Raw genomic sequence first — 15559 nt, forward strand, 5'->3', positions numbered from 1 at the left:
AGGCGCGTGAGCGGATGGGGAACATACAAGGGAGACTAAAATGAAGACTTTGGTTTTATCGGCAACAGCAGCAGCACTGCTCCTCGGTTCTGTTTCGGCCCATGCACAGGGCGTGACCCTCAATGTGCCAAGCTGGATGTGGGAAGAAGGTCAGGTCGGCGAATGGTTCAAGCGGAACACCGCCGAATTCGAGACCGCCTCGGGCAATACCGTCTCGGGCACCCAGATCCCGTCCGCTGACTTTGAAAAGGTCGTGGTAACCCAGATCGCCGGCGGCGCTGTTCCGGACCTAATGACGGCATTCACCAGCATGTTGCCGCCCATGATCAGTGCTGGCACCCTGGCACCGCTCGACCAGTGCATCGCCGATGGTGGGTTCGGGGATCGCCTGCTGAAATCGGTCGATTTCGCCAAGGTCGATGGCGTCACCTATGGCGTGCCTCTGACGATGAGCCCATGGTCGGTCGTGGTCAATCGCAAGCTCTTGGCCGAAGCTGGCATCGAGGAAATGCCGCGCACCGTCGAAGAGCTCTACGCTGCCTCGCTCGCGGTCAAGGAAAAGACCGGTGCCTATGGCTATGCCTTCCCCAACGATATGGCGGCGCCCCTGCATGTTTATATCAACTCGATGCAATGGGTGCTCGGCTTTGGTTCGGACTGGTCGCAGCCCGACGGCACGATCACGGCCAACGATCCGCGCAATATCGAGGCAATCGGCTGGGTGAAGCGCTTCCTCGATGAAGGCCTGGCACCGGTCGGCCTGGGCGCTATCCAGGCGCGCGATCTGTTCGTGGATGGCAAGGTTGCCATCATGTTCGAAGGCCCATGGCTCATGACCCAGATTAGGGGCCAGAAACCTGAAATGATGGCTGATATCGATTTTGAAGTCGTTCCCACCCCCACCCATGCCGCGGTCACCGGTGGCGCCTTCTTTGTCATACCGGCCAAGGCCGCCAACCCGGAGCAGGCTTGTGAACTCCTTACCGCCTATATGGGCGAAGAGCCCCAGCGCCGTTGGCTGGAAGACTTGCTGCAGATTCCTGGCACCACCGCAGAGCCCAGCGCGGAATTTCTCAAGGAAAATGCCTGGGTGGGCAACATGGCCACGATCGCCGCACAATATCCTGGCGGCATCGGCTACGCGCCTCCAGGATACCTGATCGATGCTGGTGAATTCCGCCAGATGGTTGTCGATGCCCTTTCCGAAATTTATTCGGGCCGGGCATCGGTGGAAGATGGGCTCAATGCCCTCCAGTCCAGGTTGGAAAACTGGTCAGCCACTCTGTAACGATTGATCTGAACGTCCCGGGGTGCATGAAAATGCCCTCCGGGCCGACGAAGCGGAGCGCTCCGGCATGCTGTCAACCATTAAGCGATCGAACCTTTTGCCCCTTTGGCTCCTGGGCCCTGTGGGAGTGCTGCTGATCCTGATCCTGATCTGGCCGATCCTGCAGGGGATCGCGCTCAGCTTCTACAACACCCGGATCCTCACCTATTCCGAAGGTCGCTTCATCGGCCTTGCCAATTTCAACGCCCTGTTTCAGGACGAGTATTTCTGGAATTCCCTGCGCGTCACAGCCACCTATGGCATCGCTTCGGTCACCGCGACCTATGCGCTGGGGCTCGGCTTTGCACTGCTCCTCAACCGTGAATTTGCCGGGCGCGGGGTCATTCGCACCATCTTCATCCTGCCCTGGGCCATTCCCGAAGTCGTGGCGGTGCTCATCTTCGTCTGGATGCTCGACCCCCAGTTCGGCGTGTTGAACTATCTCTTCACCAGCCTGGGACTGATCAGCGAGCCATTGCCATGGCTGTCCCAATCCCACCTGGCGCTGCCGGCTCTGGTTGCGCTGACCGCCTGGCAACAGTTTCCGCTCGCCATGCTGATCATTCTGGCCGGGCTGCAGATGATCCCCAGGGAGCAATATGAGGCCGCCACGATCGATGGTGCCGGCCCGGTCTCGCGCTTCATTCACGTGACGCTGCCCGGCCTTCGCTCGGTCAACATCATCCTCATCTTGCTGCTGACACTCAACTCGTTCCGGCGTGTGACGATGATTTACGCCATGACGCGCGGCGGACCGGCACGCTCCACCGAGACGCTCTCCATCCTCACCTACAATACCGCCTTCGAATACCAGCGGATTGGCTATGCAGCTGCAGTGGGCACCACACTGCTGATAATCCTGCTGTTTTTCAGCGTGGTCTATTTCTGGGCCACCAAGCAGGGAAAGGACGCCTGATGAATCCCTCCTACAAAGAAAAGATCGTCAGCGCCTTCTGGTTCATCGTGACTCTGGTTCTCGCCGCGATCGTGTTCTTTCCATATTACTGGATGTTCGTCTCATCGGTGGAAACCGAGAGCATGTTCTCCTGGCCGCCCCACCTCGTCCCGAGCGGTTTCACCCTCGAATCCTACTGGACGATCTTCGAGGAGCGCGCCATTGGCCGGTGGTTCATCAACACGGTTATCGTCGCGGGCAGCACATCGCTGTTTTCGACCATCATCGCGATTAACGCCGCCTACGCCTTGTCGCGCTTCAAGACCAAGACGACCTCGGTCTTCACGGTCCTTATCCTCTTCTCCCAATTGCTGCCGGCCGCCCTCATCGTCGTGCCGCTCTTCGTGATTTTCCAGCAATTGGGGCTCTACAACTCGCTGTTCGGGCTCGCCATTGCCGATACCGCCTTCATTCTTCCGGTCGCCATCTGGCTGCTCAAGGGGTTCTTTGACCAGATCCCGGTCGAAATCGAACAACAGGCTATGATCGACGGCTGCACCCAGCTTGGCGCCTTCTATCGCGTCGTGTTGCCGCTGGCGCTGCCGGGACTCGTGGTGGTGGTTGCCATGTCCTTCATTTCCGGCTGGGACGAATTCTTCCTCGCCCGCACTCTCATCGCCTCCCAGGACAATTGGGTGCTTTCAGTGGGCCTGACCTCATTCCGTGGGGAATACACCTTGGACTGGAGCCAGATGATGGCTGCCGCCGTGATCTTCACCATCCCCGCGCTCATCTTCTTCCTGTTCGTACAGCGCTACCTTGTGGCCGGCCTTTCTGCCGGTGCCGTCAAAGGCTGACAACGTCGACAAACGAAAGGACATTCAGGTGGCAGAACTCACCATCAAGTCGCTCAAGAAGAGCTATGGCCCTACCCAGATCATCGCCGATATCTCGCTCGATATCGTGGACGGCCAGTTCGTTGCGTTGGTGGGACCCTCGGGCTGCGGCAAGTCGACCTTGCTGCGTATGATCGCAGGCCTCGAAACCATCAGCGGCGGCGAAATTGCCATCGGCACCCGCGTCGTCAACGCCGTGCCGCCCAAGGACCGGGATATCGCCATGGTATTCCAGAACTATGCGCTCTATCCGAACAAGACCGTGGCAGACAATATCGGCTTCCCGCTCTATATGGCGCGCGTGCCCAAGGCCGAACGCGACCGCAAGGTGACCGAAGTCATGCGCTCGCTCGATCTCGACGCTCTGGCCAAGCGCTATCCCAAGCAACTTTCGGGTGGGCAGCGCCAACGCGTCGCCATGGGCCGCGCCATTGTGCGCAACCCGCAGGTCTTTCTCTTCGATGAGCCGCTGTCAAACCTCGATGCCAAGCTTCGGGTCTCGATGCGGGCAGAGATCAAGGAACTGCACCAGCGCCTCAAGGTCACGACCGTCTATGTGACGCATGACCAGGTGGAAGCCATGACCATGGCGGACCAGATCGTGGTCATGCGCGCCGGCCATGTCGAACAGGTTGGAGCTCCCCTGGATCTCTATGACCGCCCGGCCAACAAATTTGTCGCCGGCTTCATCGGCTCGCCGTCGATGAACTTCTTTGAAGGCGGGGTCATGGACCGCGGCGGCGCCCTGTCTTTCGTGACCTCCGGGGGCCTGACGATTCCGCTCACGCCGGAGCACTGCGAGCGCGCCAACCAGGCCAAGACGCTCGGCATTCGCCCCGAGCATATCCAGCTCGGCTCCACCGAAACCTCGGGCGCCATTCCAGTCGAAATTGCGGTCATCGAGCCGACAGGCAATGAAGCCACCTTCATTCTCCGCTCGGGCGGCGAACAGTTCGTCGTGGTCGAGACCGGACGGCACAGCTATCGCCCCGGCGATCGCGTCTGGATCAGCATGTCCCCTGACATGCTGCATTTCTTTGACGCCAACGAGCGCGCGATCGCCCCATGACGATCGCCCAAGCGCGCTGGCCCGCCCGCGCCGGCATCGACATCGGTGGCACCGGCAGCCGCTGGGTGGCGCGCGATGCGGGGGGGGGGGCATGAGATCGGCCGTGGGCACACGGCGGGAGCGACGGCACATGTGTTCAATGGGGCAGAACGCCAACGCCTCATTGCGGTGCCTGCCGATATTGCCGCCCAATTGGTCCTGCATGGCATTGTTCCCGTTACCGTCCGCACCGGCCCGACGGGCTATGGCACCAGCGTCGAAAACGAAGCAAAGGCGCTGTTCGGGCCCCGACGTCCCTATCGGCAAGCCTAAAGCTGTCATTGGCTGCCAGAGACAACCAGGGACAGCTTATTTTCCTAGCAGTTGAGCTCGTAATTGCTGGAGGAAAGGCATGGATGCGAACTGATCGGGCTGGACGTGTTGCCAGGAAATGCCCTTGGGCCGCGGATTGCGACTGCCAGTGGTGACAAGCTCCTGTTCTGTGCCGACATAGTCCATCCAACAATCGAACTCCATCATGACAATGGCGCTGTCATCAATGATCTGAGTGGAGTGAACGGTGGTGACGAGCGGGGTATCAGGGCGGATGCGACCGAGTTCGTTGAGCAGGCCCGCCTCGAGATCGGCGAATCCACCGCCCTTGCCGGTGCGGGCGCCGCCACGGGTAGCCACCACCGTGCCGAAGACGCAGAAATCGAGCTCAGGAATATCGGTGAACTCGATGCGCTCGCCATGGAGCATATAGCCCTGATGGGTGGCGGCGAGCTCGAAAGTGATGCCCCTGGCTTTGAGCGCCACCGGGTCGATGCGGACATAGGGGGCTTCCTGCACCAGTTCGGGAACGGGGCAGAAAAGCGTCTTACCCTCGTAGAGCGCGCGCAGGCGGATGGAATATTGTGCGGAGTCCGGGTTGACCTTGACGTTGCGCGCGGTCTTCCAGGCCGGCAACTGCGTGACATGCCACGCGGCGGTGTCGGCGCCGGTGAAATTGGGGATGTGGCTGCGCGTCGGCCCGATGGCCCAACCGTCAGCGACAAGCTGATCCCAAATGGCATTGCGCACTTCGTCTTTGGCAGGATTGCGTCCTGCCCAGCGACCACGGTCGTTCATCACGGCCTCCGTCAGTTGGGATTGGGTAGGCGGCGCCCGGTGTTCGCATCGAACAGCAAGGGGCCTTCCTTGGGCGGGAAGAGCCAGATATCGGGCCCTTCGATCGGGGTTCCGGCGGGCAGGCGCACGCTGAGCCTGGTCTGGCCGGCTTCCACATGCACCAGATGCTCGCCGCCGGTGAATTCGACGGCGGCGATCCTGCCCGCGAGTCCGCCTGGAGCTGCAGGTCCCAGTGCCAAGGTTTCGGGGCGCAGTGCCATGCGGCAGGCGGCGCCGGTGGCGACACCATTGCGGGCGGGGGACAGTGCCGCATCGGGCTGCCAGAGCGCACCGCCGGGCAGGCTCCAGCTGGCGCCATCATGGGCGATGACGGGCAGGAGGTTGGCGGCAGGATTGCCGATGAAACCGGCGATGAAGGCGGTGGCCGGATTGCGATAGAGACCCTGTGGTGCTTCGTATTGCAGGAGGCGCCCCGCTTCCATCACCGCGATGCGGTCGGCAGTGGCCAGGGCCTCGGCCTGGTCATGGGTGACCATGATGGTGGTGATGCCGGTGCGGTTGTGCAGTTCGCGCAGTTCGAGCCGCACTTTTTGGCGCAACACGGCGTCGAGATTGGACAGTGGCTCATCGAGCAGCAACAGGCGCGGGCGGATGGCGATAGCGCGGGCGATGGCCACGCGCTGCTGCTGGCCGCCCGAGAGTTCGTCCGGGCGGCGGCTGAGGCCGGGATCGAGCCCGACCATTGCGAGCGCCTCGTCGACCCGCGCCTCGGCTTCCGTTGCACCCATGCCCATCATGTCGAGGCCGAAGCGCACGTTCTGGCGGATCGAGAGATGGGGAAAGAGCGCGTAGTTCTGGAACACGAGGCCGATATTGCGCTTCCAGGGTGGCAGACGGGTAATGTCGGCGCCGGCGAGGCGGACTTCGCCATGGTCGGGCTCGAGCAGGCCGGCAAGGATCTGCAAGAGCGTGGACTTGCCGCAGCCGCTGGGGCCGAGCAGCGCGACGAAGGCACCCTGCTCGACGTCAAGGTCGATGTCGTGGAGCGCAGTGACGCCGCGATAGGATTTGCCGACGGATCGGATGGAAAGATAGGGAGTCTCGGTCATCAGAGGCGCCGTGATAGCTGGAAGAGACGTTGGCCGACCACGATCAGCACAATGGTGAAGACAACGATCATCGCGCCGATGGCGATGGTCGTTGGGTCGATGCCCTCGGTTCGCAGGCGCGAGAAGGTGCGGACGGGGAAGGTGATCCATCCGGCGCCGGCGATCAGCGTGGTGACGACGACGTCGTTGAAGGAAACGAGAAAGGCGATGGCGGTGCTGGACAGCAGGCCCGGCAGCGCCAGCGGCAGGGTGATGCGGCGCAGGACCGCGGATGGCGGGGCACCGAGGCTTTTAGCGGCAGCTTCGAGCCTGGGATCAATCTCCTTGAAGGTGGCGATCATGATCCGCGCGGCAAACGGCAGCGTGATGGTGACATGGGCCAGGATCAATCCGGGCAAGGTGCCGTTCATGCCCAGTTCGGCATAGATGGACAGGAGCGCAATGGCCCAGACCACCAGCGGCAGGGTGAGCGGCGCGAGAAGCAGCACCTCGAGGGCAAGACCGTAACGCGGCCTGCCCCTCACGAGGCCGAAGGCAGCGAGGCTGGCGAGGGTGACGGCGATAAGGGTCGAGATGACGCCGAGCAGCGTGCTGATCCAGAGACTGCTGCGATATTCGGGGTGGTTGAGGGCGGCCTCGAACCAGCGCAGCGAATAGAAGCGCGGAGGAAAGCGGAAGATGTTGCCGCCATCGAAAGCCGAAAAGATCAGCACCAAGATCGGCGCCAGGATGAAAAGCAGGATCGTAAGTACGACCACAAGCGAGAGGGCATCGGAGAGGCGCGTTCTCATGCGACCCGCCCAAAATTGCGGGTGACGAGCGCGCCGAGCACGCCGGCAAGCGTGAGGAAGATCAGCATGACGATGGCCAGCGCCGAGGCAAAGGGCCAGTCGAGCACCAGGGCGGCCTGCTGGTAGGCCAGCGAGGCGAAGGTGACGACCTTGCCCTGCCCCAGCACCTGCGGGGTCACGAATGCGGTGAGCGAAGCGCAAAAGACGAGGAGACTGCCAGCGACGATTCCGGGCAACAGCAGCGGCAGGAGGATGCGCTGCCAGACCACGACGGGTCGGGCACCCAGCGACGTGGCAGCCTTTTCATAGTCCTGCGACAGGCGCTCCATGGTGGTGATCAGCGGCAGGATCATCAGAGGCAGGAAGGCCTGGACGAGGCCGATGGTCACGCCGGTGATATTGCCCAGGAGCGGCAGGCTCGACTGGATGACGCCCATGGATTTGAGCGCGCCATTGATGAAGCCGAGCGGGCTCAAAAGATTGACGAGGCCAAGCGTCGGCAGGAGCGCGCCACAGACCAGTGGCAAGATGGAGAGGCCGATGATGAGGCCCTTGGCACGGCCGGCGCGCAGGACAATCCAGCGCGAGAGCGGCAGCGCCAGAACGAGGCAGATGAGAGTCACGAGACCACTCAGCCAAAGCGTGGTCCACAGACCGCCGAGATAATAGCTGTCGCCGAAGATGCGGACATAATTGGCGAGGGTGAAGCTGGTGTCGAGGCCCAGCGAGCCGGGGACCTGGCTCCAGAAGCTCAGCACCAGAAGAAAGAGGAAGGGTAGGACGAAGACGCCGAACATCAGGGCTGCTGCAGGGGCAACAAGCATGCCCGTGATCTGCGGCTTCATATCGGGGTTCCGATTCAGTGTCCTACCCTCCGGTTGACCGTCTAGAACGTCACTGGCCAAGGATTTCCTTGTTCCAGCGATCGGTCCATGCGGAACGCTGTTCGATCACATAGGGCCAATCCATCTGCAGGAGGCTGGCCACCTCCTCGGGGGTATTGATGACATTGGCGGCCTCGGCCTCAGTCAGTGCGACCTTGGAATTGGTCGGACCGAAATTGAGTTCCTTGGCATAGGCGGTCTGGGTGTCGATGCCGATGGCCAGATCAATGAACATTTGCGCCAGTTCGGGTTCGGGACTATTGGCGACCTGGCAGACCATGTCGCGGACCAGCACCGGGCCGGGATCCTTGGGGAAGACGAAGCCGATGCCCTCGTAATTGGCGAGGTTGGAAATCACATAGCCCGAAATCATCGGCGCGGCAGCGATTTCGCCGGCATCCATCAGCGAGAGCACTTCGTCGAGACTGGAATAGGTGAGTTTTGGGGCGCCCAGTTCAGCCAGCTTGGCAAAGGCGGCATCGGGATCGTGCTCATCGGCGCCGGCGACGCGGGCGGCCACGGCGAGCATGCCGTCGCCTTCCGAGCTCGGATAGGGTGCATAGGCCATCATGCCCCTAAACTGGGGCTGCCAGAGATCGGCCCATTCGGGTTCCTCAGGGAAGAGGCTCTTGCTGTAAGCGATGCCGAGCCCAACCAGGCTCATGGCATAGCAGCCCTCGTTCATGCCCGGCCAGACATCGGCTGCATTTGGCACGGCGGCGGCGTCGGGCGCGACGACCAGACCATCCTTGAGCGCGAGGGGCGCTTCATAGATGTTCTGGAAGGTCACATCCATGGTGGGGTTGTTGCGCTCGGCAGCCATCTTCGAGAGGCGATCGCCGCTGCCGCCGAGGAGGAACTCGACCTTGGCTCCAGTCTCGGCCTCAAGTGGGCCGGCGACGTGTTCGCGCAGGAGACGCTCGATATCGCCACCCCAGGTGCCGACAGTTAGGGTGTGGCCCGAGTAATCCTGCGCCATGGCGGGCAGGCACGCGAAAAGGCCACCAACGGCCACGGCCGCGAAACAAGCAATGCGTTTCATGTATTCCCTGCTTTGTTGACTTTTGATGCGGTTCCCTTGCCCCACACGCAAAGGCACGTTCTGGAACACTAACAGCAGTCATGGAGCAGAACAGTTGGGCAGCGCGTATAGAAGCTATAACCCCGACCGTATAACCCGGGGCTGGGGAACGGCCAGCACATCGTGCTCGCGCACCAGGTGCCTTATGGTCTGGCGCAGCCAGCGGTGATAGCGGCTGGCATGGGAGCGCTCGTGCCAGAGCAGGTAGAACTGCATGACGCTGAGCTCTTCGGGCATGACCAGAATTTTCAGCAGGCCGGTCTGGGCCACGTGCTCGGCATAGCGCCGGCCGACAGTGAAGGCGTAGTCGGTACCAGGCAGGAGCTGGGGGATTATGGCATAGTCGGGAACCGAGACCATGACGCGCCGCTCGCGCCCAAGCCGCATTAACATTCCGTCGATGGGACTGATGGAGAGATCTTGTGGCGGCGATGGCGAGATATGACTGAGGCGCACATAGTCGTCGAGCGAAAGGCGGGTGCCGGCGGGCAAGGGATGAGACGCGGACACCAGGCAGGCCAGTTCGGAAGTAGCGAGCGGCATGTGCTTGAGATGGGACGGTGGTACCGGCCAGTTGCCGACAATGGCGTCGAGACCACCGGTTTCACGCTCGGTATCGAGCCCACTCTGCAGGGTTGGCACGAACAGCTCGAGCCTACAACGCGGTGCCTGCCGATGCAGCTCGGCCACCAGGTGCGGTACAAGAAAGAATTCAAAGGAGGTGGCCGCCGCGATACGAATGGTGCGCTCAGAAGTCGAGGGATCAAAATCCTCGTCGGATTCGAGCAACTCGACAACGCCATCGAGTAGCGCGTCGACCTGGGTGGAAATGGCCATACCCTTGTCGGTCAGCACCATGCGCTGGCCGGACCGGACAAGGAGTGGGTCCTGAAATATGTCGCGCAACCGACGCAACGTGGCGCTGATGGAGGGCTGGCTCTGGTTTAACTGAGTAGCAACGCCGGAAACGCTTCGTTCGGCGAGCAAACGACGCAGGATATCGAGATCCCGAATGCTTAGCCCAAAAAAATTGGCGCGATGGGTTGAACTCACTCCATATCCAGCAGATTTGCTGCCTAATTTCTCTACACTATACGCTACCGCATAACTTTTAGGCGTACATTTTACCCTATGCAATACCAAACCTGCCCGGCGCTGCGCCAATCGGCTCTAGTTAAGATGACGATGAAGCGCCCCATTCCAGCCGTAGCCAGCTGGCTGCGAGCTCCCAAAAGCGGTCATGTGGTAATCATTTGCTTGAGCTGTCTATTCAGTAAAAACTTTCTGGCGTTGATTGCGGACGGCAGGAAGGATCATCAGGATCAACGCAATTGCGGCGACGGCAAGCAGGCCGGCGCTCAGGGGACTGGCGAAGAAAGTCGCGGGATTGCCGCGCGAGAACATCATGGCGCGGCGCAGATTTTCTTCCAGCAATGGGCCGAGAATGAAGCCCATCAGGAAGGGCGCCGGTTCGCAATCGAGCTTGATCAGCACATAGCCGAGCAGGCCGAACATCGCGACGAGGCCCAAGTCCAGTCCATTCATGTTGGTCGAGAAAATCCCGATCGCGCTGAAGAGGATGATAGCGGGGAACATGAAGTTGTAGGGGGTCGACAGCAGCTTCACCCAGATGCCGACCAATGGCAAATTGAGCAGCAGCAGCATGACATTGCCGATCCACATCGAGGCGATAAGCCCCCAAAACAGCGCGGGATTGGTGGTCATGACGCTCGGCCCGGGCTGGATGCCCTGGATCATCAGCGCGCCGATCATGATGGCCATGACGCCGTTGCCGGGGATGCCAAGGGTCAGCATGGGAATGAATGAGGTCTGGGCGCCGGCATTGTTAGCCGATTCAGGCCCCGCCACGCCTTCGATCGCGCCCTCGCCAAACTCTTCTGGATGCTTTGAGAGCTTCTTTTCCAAGGTGTAGGCGGCAAAGGACGACAGTGTCGCGCCACCACCGGGCAAGACTCCCATCACCGAACCGAGACCGGTGCCACGCAGTATCGGTCCGATGGAACGCTTCATTTCCGGCCACGTCGGCAGGAGGCCCTTAGGCTTGCTGACTTTGCTCTTGCGGCTCGGGTCCTGTTCGAGATTGGAGAGGATTTCGGAAATACCGTAGAGGCCCGTAGCAAAGGCGACGAAGTTGATGCCATCCATCAGCGAGGGTTCGCCGAAGGTGAAGCGTGGGATGCCGGTATAGATATCGGCGCCGACGAGACCGAAAAGCAGCCCCAGGATGATCATGGCCAGCGCCTTGAGCACGGAACCATTGGCCAGCGTGACCGACAAGATCAGGCCCAGGACGATCAGCGAAAAGTATTCCGGTGGACCAAAGCGCAGTGCCAGTTCGCTCAGCGGCGGCGAGAACACAACCACGACGACGGTCGCAATCGTGCCGGCAATGAACGAACCGATGGCCGCGATCGCAAGGGCCGAGCCGGCCTTGCCCTTCTGGGCCATTTTGTAGCCGTCGATCGCCGTCACCGCCGAGGAGGCCTCGCCAGGCAGATTGACGAGGATAGCCGTGGTCGAGCCACCATATTGGGCGCCGTAATAGATGCCCGCGAGCATGATCAGCGATGTCGATGGATCGAGCCCGAAGGTGATGGGTAGGAGGAGCGCGATAGTCGTGGTCGGGCCGACACCGGGCAATACGCCAATCAGCGTACCGAGCAGGCAGCCGACGAGACAATAGAAGAGGTTCTGCAGCGTCATGGCCGTTTCCAGGCCAAGCAGGACGTTGTCGAGCAATTCCATGATGCGTCCCTCCTAAAAGCGCAGCATTGAGCCGAGCAGCGGCAGGGGAATGCCGAGAGCCCAGATAAAAATGGCGGTGCAGCCAAGCGCCAGTCCGAGAGCGGTGAGGATGCGGGCGATCCAGCTCATCCTCGGCGCGGCAACGGTCGCAAGCAGTGATGTGAGAATCACCGCGGCAACAAAGCCCAGGGGCCGCAGTGTCAAGGCGAACAGCAAGGGCGCCGCGAGGACGCACAAGAGGGCCACTGGCCGCACGACGACCATCTGTGCAGCCGGCTTGCGCCAGCCGGCAAAGGCGATGAATAGCCCCAGAAGACCCAGCACGCCGGACAGCAGCAGCGGGTAATAGCCCGGTCCCATCTGGGCGGCACTGCCCATGGGGTAGGCCGTCGAAACAAGGCCGAAGCCGATGGCAAAGGCGAGAAAGATGGCGCCGGCGACGACGTCCTTGTTGACCGGGATGGTCAGAGGGTTCTGCGTATCCATGGGCTCCGCCGGTAAAGCGGCCGCGCTCGGAAGCGCGGCCCGTTTCGAAGTTACTGCGCGAGGCCGAGACGCTCGATCAGATCGGTATAGCGTTGAACCTCGGTTTCCACCGTGGCCTTCGCCTCTGCAGGCGAGCTGGCAACAACCGTGGCACCGAGCGAAGCGAGCCGCTCCTTCACATCGTCACGCGAAAGGATGGCGACGACCTCCTTATTGAGGCGATCGACGATGGCCTCCGGCGTGCCGGCGGGTGCAAGAAGCATGGTCCAGGACGATGCGTCATAGTCGGGATAACCACTTTCGGCTATCGTCGGCACGTCCAGGAATTCCGGATGCCGTTCGGCACCCGCAACCGCCAGAAGTTTTAGGCGTCCGTCGGCAACAAGCCCCTGCACCGACGCCAGCGTATCGAACGCCATGGTGGCGACGCCGCTGATAAGATCGGGATGCGCCGCGGCGCTACCGGCATAGGGCACGTGGATCATGTCGAGATCGGCGGTGTCGAGGAACCACTCTGTAAAGACATGAGCGTTGCTGCCATGGCCGGCCGAGGCGAAGGCAAGCTCGCCGGGGTGCGCTTTAATATAGGCCACTAACTCTTCGAGCGTGTTGACCGGCAGGCTGGCGGGCACGACGACGCCGAGCTGAGTGCGAGACATCAGCGAGATTGGCTCGAAGTCGCCGACCGGATCATAGGTCAGGCTCGGCATCAGGGCCTTGCCCAGAACGTGGGACTGGACGACGACCTCCAACGTGTAGCCATCGGGCGCGGCCTTGGCGACGAAATCGCTGCCGATCGAGCCATTGGCGCCGGGGCGGTTTTCGACGACGACGGGCTGGCCGAGGGCGGGGCTAAGATGCTCGACGATCAGGCGGGCGGTGATGTCGCCCGAGCCGCCCGGTGCATAGGGCACGATCAGCTGGATCGTGCTCGTGGGATAATCCTGCGCCATTGCCGGGATGCCGGCAACAAGGACGACACCAGCCAGGGCAAGGCCGGAAAGAAGGGATTTCAGGTTCATTTGCGTTCTCACTTCTGCTTCATCTTGCCATGCGACAAGCCACGGTCGGACTCCGCGATATTCACGCGCACCATGTCCCGGAGCAGCTGGACTATCGCCATGCCGCTCTCGCCTTCCGCGCCATCGACGATGAAACGATTGGTGCAGTAGCGCATTTCCCAGCCGCCAGCATCCAGGCAGGCAGTCACAATGCGTTTCTCGAGTTCCGGGGTCTGAACCAACTCCTTGTCCTTGAGCAGGAAGGCCAGCATCGCCGCGATGCCATAGGCACCCCAATTCGAAATCGAAGCTGGCAGGAAAATATCGGTCGGCGTCACGGTAATAGCGCCACCCGGCTTGTCCGTCTGGGTCTCGCGGCCATAGGGGTGGAAATCTTGCATGAAGCTATGGATACGGCCGAAGCCGATTTCATTGCCATTGTCACCGACGCCGATCGAGAGCACGCCGCGTTTGGCCGCTTGATCGAAGAGCGGGGCGACATTGATGCAGCCCTTGGGTGCAACACCCGTCGAATAGTGCACGATGCCGCTCTCGTTGGGGCCCAGGCGCTCGATCGAAATGATCGCCTTGGGCTGCATCTGGTCGAGCAAGGCGTTGGCCCAACTCTCCACGTCATCCTGAACCTCAGGCGCCGTCACGAGCGCCGCGCCCATGCGGCGATTCTTGGCCAGATCGAAATCGCGGATCATCAGATGCGCCGCCTCGCTCGACGCCTTCATCGGCGGCGCGTGGCAAACCTCGGTCACAAAGACCGGCACAGCCTTGAGACCCCAGTAAAGCGCGCGCGCCAGGGCGGCAGCGCCCGGAGGACCATCGCTCTCGCCCCATGGCGCTTCGGGGGCATAGCCTGCGCCGGTTACGATCAGCACGACATCGCCCGGGCCAACCTTCTCAACCAGCGCTTCAGCAGCACGGGCGGTGATCGGGCGGCCACCGCCCTCACGACGGGCTTCAGTGTAAATCGGCGCGATAATGTTGTGGTTCATCCCCCGGTTGCGCATTTCGACGGTAACCAGGCGATCGATATATTCGCCGATGATATCAGGCATGTTCAACTGACCTCGCAAAGATGAAGGCTAAATTGCGGCGGTTGGCGCATGCCACGCCAATCGAATCTTGTCATGATCCATAACGGTTTGTTATGGACAGATGTCATTCGTCTGGAGTGGGCATGAATCCCGATCATCCCTCGTCGATCAATCCAAGGCAGCTCGCCGCATTCCGTGCCGTCATCGTCACCGGCAGCGTCACCGGCGCAGGAAAGATCCTTCATGTCACCCAGCCGGCCGTCACCCGTCTCGTCAAAGATCTGGAACTGCAGCTCGGCCTGACGCTCTTTGCGAGACGCGCGGGACGCATGACCCCGACCAGCCATGCGCAAAGTTTATATCGCGATGTAGAGCGCTATTTTTTCGGCCTGGAGCGGGTTTTGGAGGCGGCACGGACCCTGCGCAACAATCGCGGCGGGCAGTTGCGCATCGCCGCCATGCCGACCCTGTCTTCTCGCACCCTGCCCAAGGCGATTGGTCGTTTCCGTCAGCGCTATCCCGACATCGACATCGCCATCGAGTCCGAAGTGTCCATCCGCATTCTGGATGCCGTCATGAACGACGAGGTGGACCTGGGCATAGGGCGTGTACCGAAAGAGCGCGATGAGCTGGCGCGGCTCGACATGCCTAGTTCCGAGGCAATCTGCATTCTGCCTAAGCATCACCGCCTAACAGAAAAAGCGGAGATTCTTGCCAGCGACCTCAATGGCGAGGCGATGGTGACACTCGGAGCAAGCAGTCTGCTCCGTCTCCAGGTCGATTCCGCGCTGCGACTGGCCGGCGTCGTGCCGGGCAGCACCATCCAGACGCTCTTCTCCAACACGGCCAGCACATATGTCTCGAACGGCCTGGGGGTTGCCGTCGTTGACCTGTTCTCCGTTCTCGGCGCCGATCTGAGCCAGATTGAGATACGCCGTTTTAACCCCCGCATTACTTTCGACTTTGCCGCTATCTACCCGGCCGGCGATAGATCGCCCCTGGCTATCGCCTTTGCACGCGAACTCCGAGATGTGGTTTCCGACGAGATCGCGGACATGAATATCCGGTTGTCGGCTGAGTAGTACATGGCGTCGA

16 protein-coding genes are annotated in these 15559 nt (G+C 61.4%); 6 read left to right on the plus strand and 10 right to left on the minus strand.

Features of this window, described 5'->3' with window-relative positions; all coding sequences use genetic code 11:
- Window positions 1-40: 40 nt before the first annotated feature.
- The 5 genes from ASD83_RS18165 to ASD83_RS18185 all read left to right on the plus strand — a co-directional run bounded on the left by ASD83_RS18165 (window position 41) and on the right by ASD83_RS18185 (window position 4499).
- Complete coding sequence (locus ASD83_RS18165) at window positions 41-1288, plus strand: ABC transporter substrate-binding protein (protein ID WP_082561332.1); 1248 nt, start codon at window positions 41-43, stop codon at window positions 1286-1288.
- Window positions 1289-1355: 67 nt separating this feature from the next.
- Window positions 1356-2243, plus strand: a complete 888-nt coding sequence (locus ASD83_RS18170) for a carbohydrate ABC transporter permease (protein WP_156386040.1) — start codon at window positions 1356-1358, stop codon at window positions 2241-2243.
- Window positions 2243-3079 carry a carbohydrate ABC transporter permease gene (locus ASD83_RS18175; protein ID WP_056313617.1) on the plus strand — a complete coding sequence of 279 codons (837 nt, stop codon included), beginning with the start codon at window positions 2243-2245 and terminating at the stop codon, window positions 3077-3079. Before ASD83_RS18170 ends, ASD83_RS18175 begins: the two co-directional genes overlap by 1 nt.
- 28 nt (window positions 3080-3107) lie before the next feature.
- Window positions 3108-4187: an ABC transporter ATP-binding protein gene (locus ASD83_RS18180; RefSeq protein ID WP_056314058.1), complete on the plus strand. Its 1080-nt coding sequence runs from the start codon at window positions 3108-3110 to the stop codon at window positions 4185-4187.
- 132 nt (window positions 4188-4319) lie between these two features.
- The gene (locus tag ASD83_RS18185; RefSeq protein WP_056313619.1) at window positions 4320-4499 is read left to right on the plus strand and encodes a hypothetical protein; all 180 of its coding nucleotides are present in this window, start codon (window positions 4320-4322) and stop codon (window positions 4497-4499) included.
- A 36-nt stretch (window positions 4500-4535) separates the two neighbouring features.
- Here the strand turns inward: ASD83_RS18185 and ASD83_RS18190 are convergent, their stop codons facing one another.
- The 10 genes from ASD83_RS18190 to ASD83_RS18235 all read right to left on the minus strand — a co-directional run bounded on the left by ASD83_RS18190 (window position 4536) and on the right by ASD83_RS18235 (window position 14485).
- Complete coding sequence (locus ASD83_RS18190; protein ID WP_056313620.1) at window positions 4536-5297, minus strand: 5-formyltetrahydrofolate cyclo-ligase; 762 nt, start codon at window positions 5295-5297, stop codon at window positions 4536-4538.
- A gap of 11 nt (window positions 5298-5308) precedes the next feature.
- Window positions 5309-6406, minus strand: coding sequence for an ABC transporter ATP-binding protein (locus tag ASD83_RS18195; RefSeq protein ID WP_056313622.1), 1098 nt, complete (start codon window positions 6404-6406; stop codon window positions 5309-5311).
- A complete protein-coding gene (locus ASD83_RS18200) occupies window positions 6406-7197 on the minus strand; it encodes an ABC transporter permease (protein ID WP_056313624.1) in 792 nt (263 codons plus the stop codon). Before ASD83_RS18200 ends, ASD83_RS18195 begins: the two co-directional genes overlap by 1 nt.
- Window positions 7194-8042, minus strand: a complete 849-nt coding sequence (locus tag ASD83_RS18205) for an ABC transporter permease (RefSeq protein ID WP_056313626.1) — start codon at window positions 8040-8042, stop codon at window positions 7194-7196. The genes ASD83_RS18200 and ASD83_RS18205 overlap by 4 nt, the downstream gene beginning before the upstream one ends.
- Before the next feature lie 49 nt (window positions 8043-8091).
- Complete coding sequence (locus ASD83_RS18210; RefSeq protein WP_056313628.1) at window positions 8092-9123, minus strand: extracellular solute-binding protein; 1032 nt, start codon at window positions 9121-9123, stop codon at window positions 8092-8094.
- 114 nt (window positions 9124-9237) lie between these two features.
- Window positions 9238-10215, minus strand: coding sequence for a LysR family transcriptional regulator (locus tag ASD83_RS18215; RefSeq protein WP_162249191.1), 978 nt, complete (start codon window positions 10213-10215; stop codon window positions 9238-9240).
- 213 nt (window positions 10216-10428) lie between these two features.
- Window positions 10429-11928 (minus strand): tripartite tricarboxylate transporter permease, encoded by a 1500-nt coding sequence (locus tag ASD83_RS18220; protein ID WP_056313632.1) that lies wholly within the window; start codon window positions 11926-11928, stop codon window positions 10429-10431.
- A gap of 12 nt (window positions 11929-11940) precedes the next feature.
- Window positions 11941-12414 (minus strand): tripartite tricarboxylate transporter TctB family protein, encoded by a 474-nt coding sequence (locus ASD83_RS18225; protein ID WP_056313634.1) that lies wholly within the window; start codon window positions 12412-12414, stop codon window positions 11941-11943.
- Between the two features lie 50 nt (window positions 12415-12464).
- The gene (locus tag ASD83_RS18230) at window positions 12465-13436 is read right to left on the minus strand and encodes a Bug family tripartite tricarboxylate transporter substrate binding protein (protein WP_056313636.1); all 972 of its coding nucleotides are present in this window, start codon (window positions 13434-13436) and stop codon (window positions 12465-12467) included.
- Between the two features lie 8 nt (window positions 13437-13444).
- Complete coding sequence (locus ASD83_RS18235; protein ID WP_056313638.1) at window positions 13445-14485, minus strand: glutamate cyclase domain-containing protein; 1041 nt, start codon at window positions 14483-14485, stop codon at window positions 13445-13447.
- Between the two features lie 122 nt (window positions 14486-14607).
- On the opposite strand from ASD83_RS18235, the gene ASD83_RS18240 reads away from it, so the two are divergent.
- Window positions 14608-15546: a LysR substrate-binding domain-containing protein gene (locus tag ASD83_RS18240; protein ID WP_056313639.1), complete on the plus strand. Its 939-nt coding sequence runs from the start codon at window positions 14608-14610 to the stop codon at window positions 15544-15546.
- Window positions 15547-15559: the final 13 nt, after the last annotated feature.

Origin of the sequence: Devosia sp. Root685 (genome assembly GCF_001427875.1) — a bacterium.
In the GTDB taxonomy this organism is placed as follows: domain Bacteria; phylum Pseudomonadota; class Alphaproteobacteria; order Rhizobiales; family Devosiaceae; genus Devosia.

What these genes read in the sequence shown, in the direction of transcription:
- ASD83_RS18165 (WP_082561332.1), top strand. Translation starts at nt 41, where the DNA reads ATGAAGACTTTGGTTTTATCGGCAACAGCAGCAGCACTGCTCCTCGGT.
- ASD83_RS18170 (WP_156386040.1), top strand. Translation starts at nt 1,356, where the DNA reads ATGCTGTCAACCATTAAGCGATCGAACCTTTTGCCCCTTTGGCTCCTG.
- ASD83_RS18175 (WP_056313617.1), top strand. Translation starts at nt 2,243, where the DNA reads ATGAATCCCTCCTACAAAGAAAAGATCGTCAGCGCCTTCTGGTTCATC.
- ASD83_RS18190 (WP_056313620.1), bottom strand. Translation starts at nt 5,297, where the DNA reads ATGAACGACCGTGGTCGCTGGGCAGGACGCAATCCTGCCAAAGACGAA.
- ASD83_RS18195 (WP_056313622.1), bottom strand. Translation starts at nt 6,406, where the DNA reads ATGACCGAGACTCCCTATCTTTCCATCCGATCCGTCGGCAAATCCTAT.
- ASD83_RS18200 (WP_056313624.1), bottom strand. Translation starts at nt 7,197, where the DNA reads ATGAGAACGCGCCTCTCCGATGCCCTCTCGCTTGTGGTCGTACTTACG.
- ASD83_RS18205 (WP_056313626.1), bottom strand. Translation starts at nt 8,042, where the DNA reads ATGAAGCCGCAGATCACGGGCATGCTTGTTGCCCCTGCAGCAGCCCTG.
- ASD83_RS18210 (WP_056313628.1), bottom strand. Translation starts at nt 9,123, where the DNA reads ATGAAACGCATTGCTTGTTTCGCGGCCGTGGCCGTTGGTGGCCTTTTC.
- ASD83_RS18220 (WP_056313632.1), bottom strand. Translation starts at nt 11,928, where the DNA reads ATGGAATTGCTCGACAACGTCCTGCTTGGCCTGGAAACGGCCATGACG.
- ASD83_RS18225 (WP_056313634.1), bottom strand. Translation starts at nt 12,414, where the DNA reads ATGGATACGCAGAACCCTCTGACCATCCCGGTCAACAAGGACGTCGTC.
- ASD83_RS18230 (WP_056313636.1), bottom strand. Translation starts at nt 13,436, where the DNA reads ATGAACCTGAAATCCCTTCTTTCCGGCCTTGCCCTGGCTGGTGTCGTC.
- ASD83_RS18235 (WP_056313638.1), bottom strand. Translation starts at nt 14,485, where the DNA reads ATGCCTGATATCATCGGCGAATATATCGATCGCCTGGTTACCGTCGAA.
- ASD83_RS18240 (WP_056313639.1), top strand. Translation starts at nt 14,608, where the DNA reads ATGAATCCCGATCATCCCTCGTCGATCAATCCAAGGCAGCTCGCCGCA.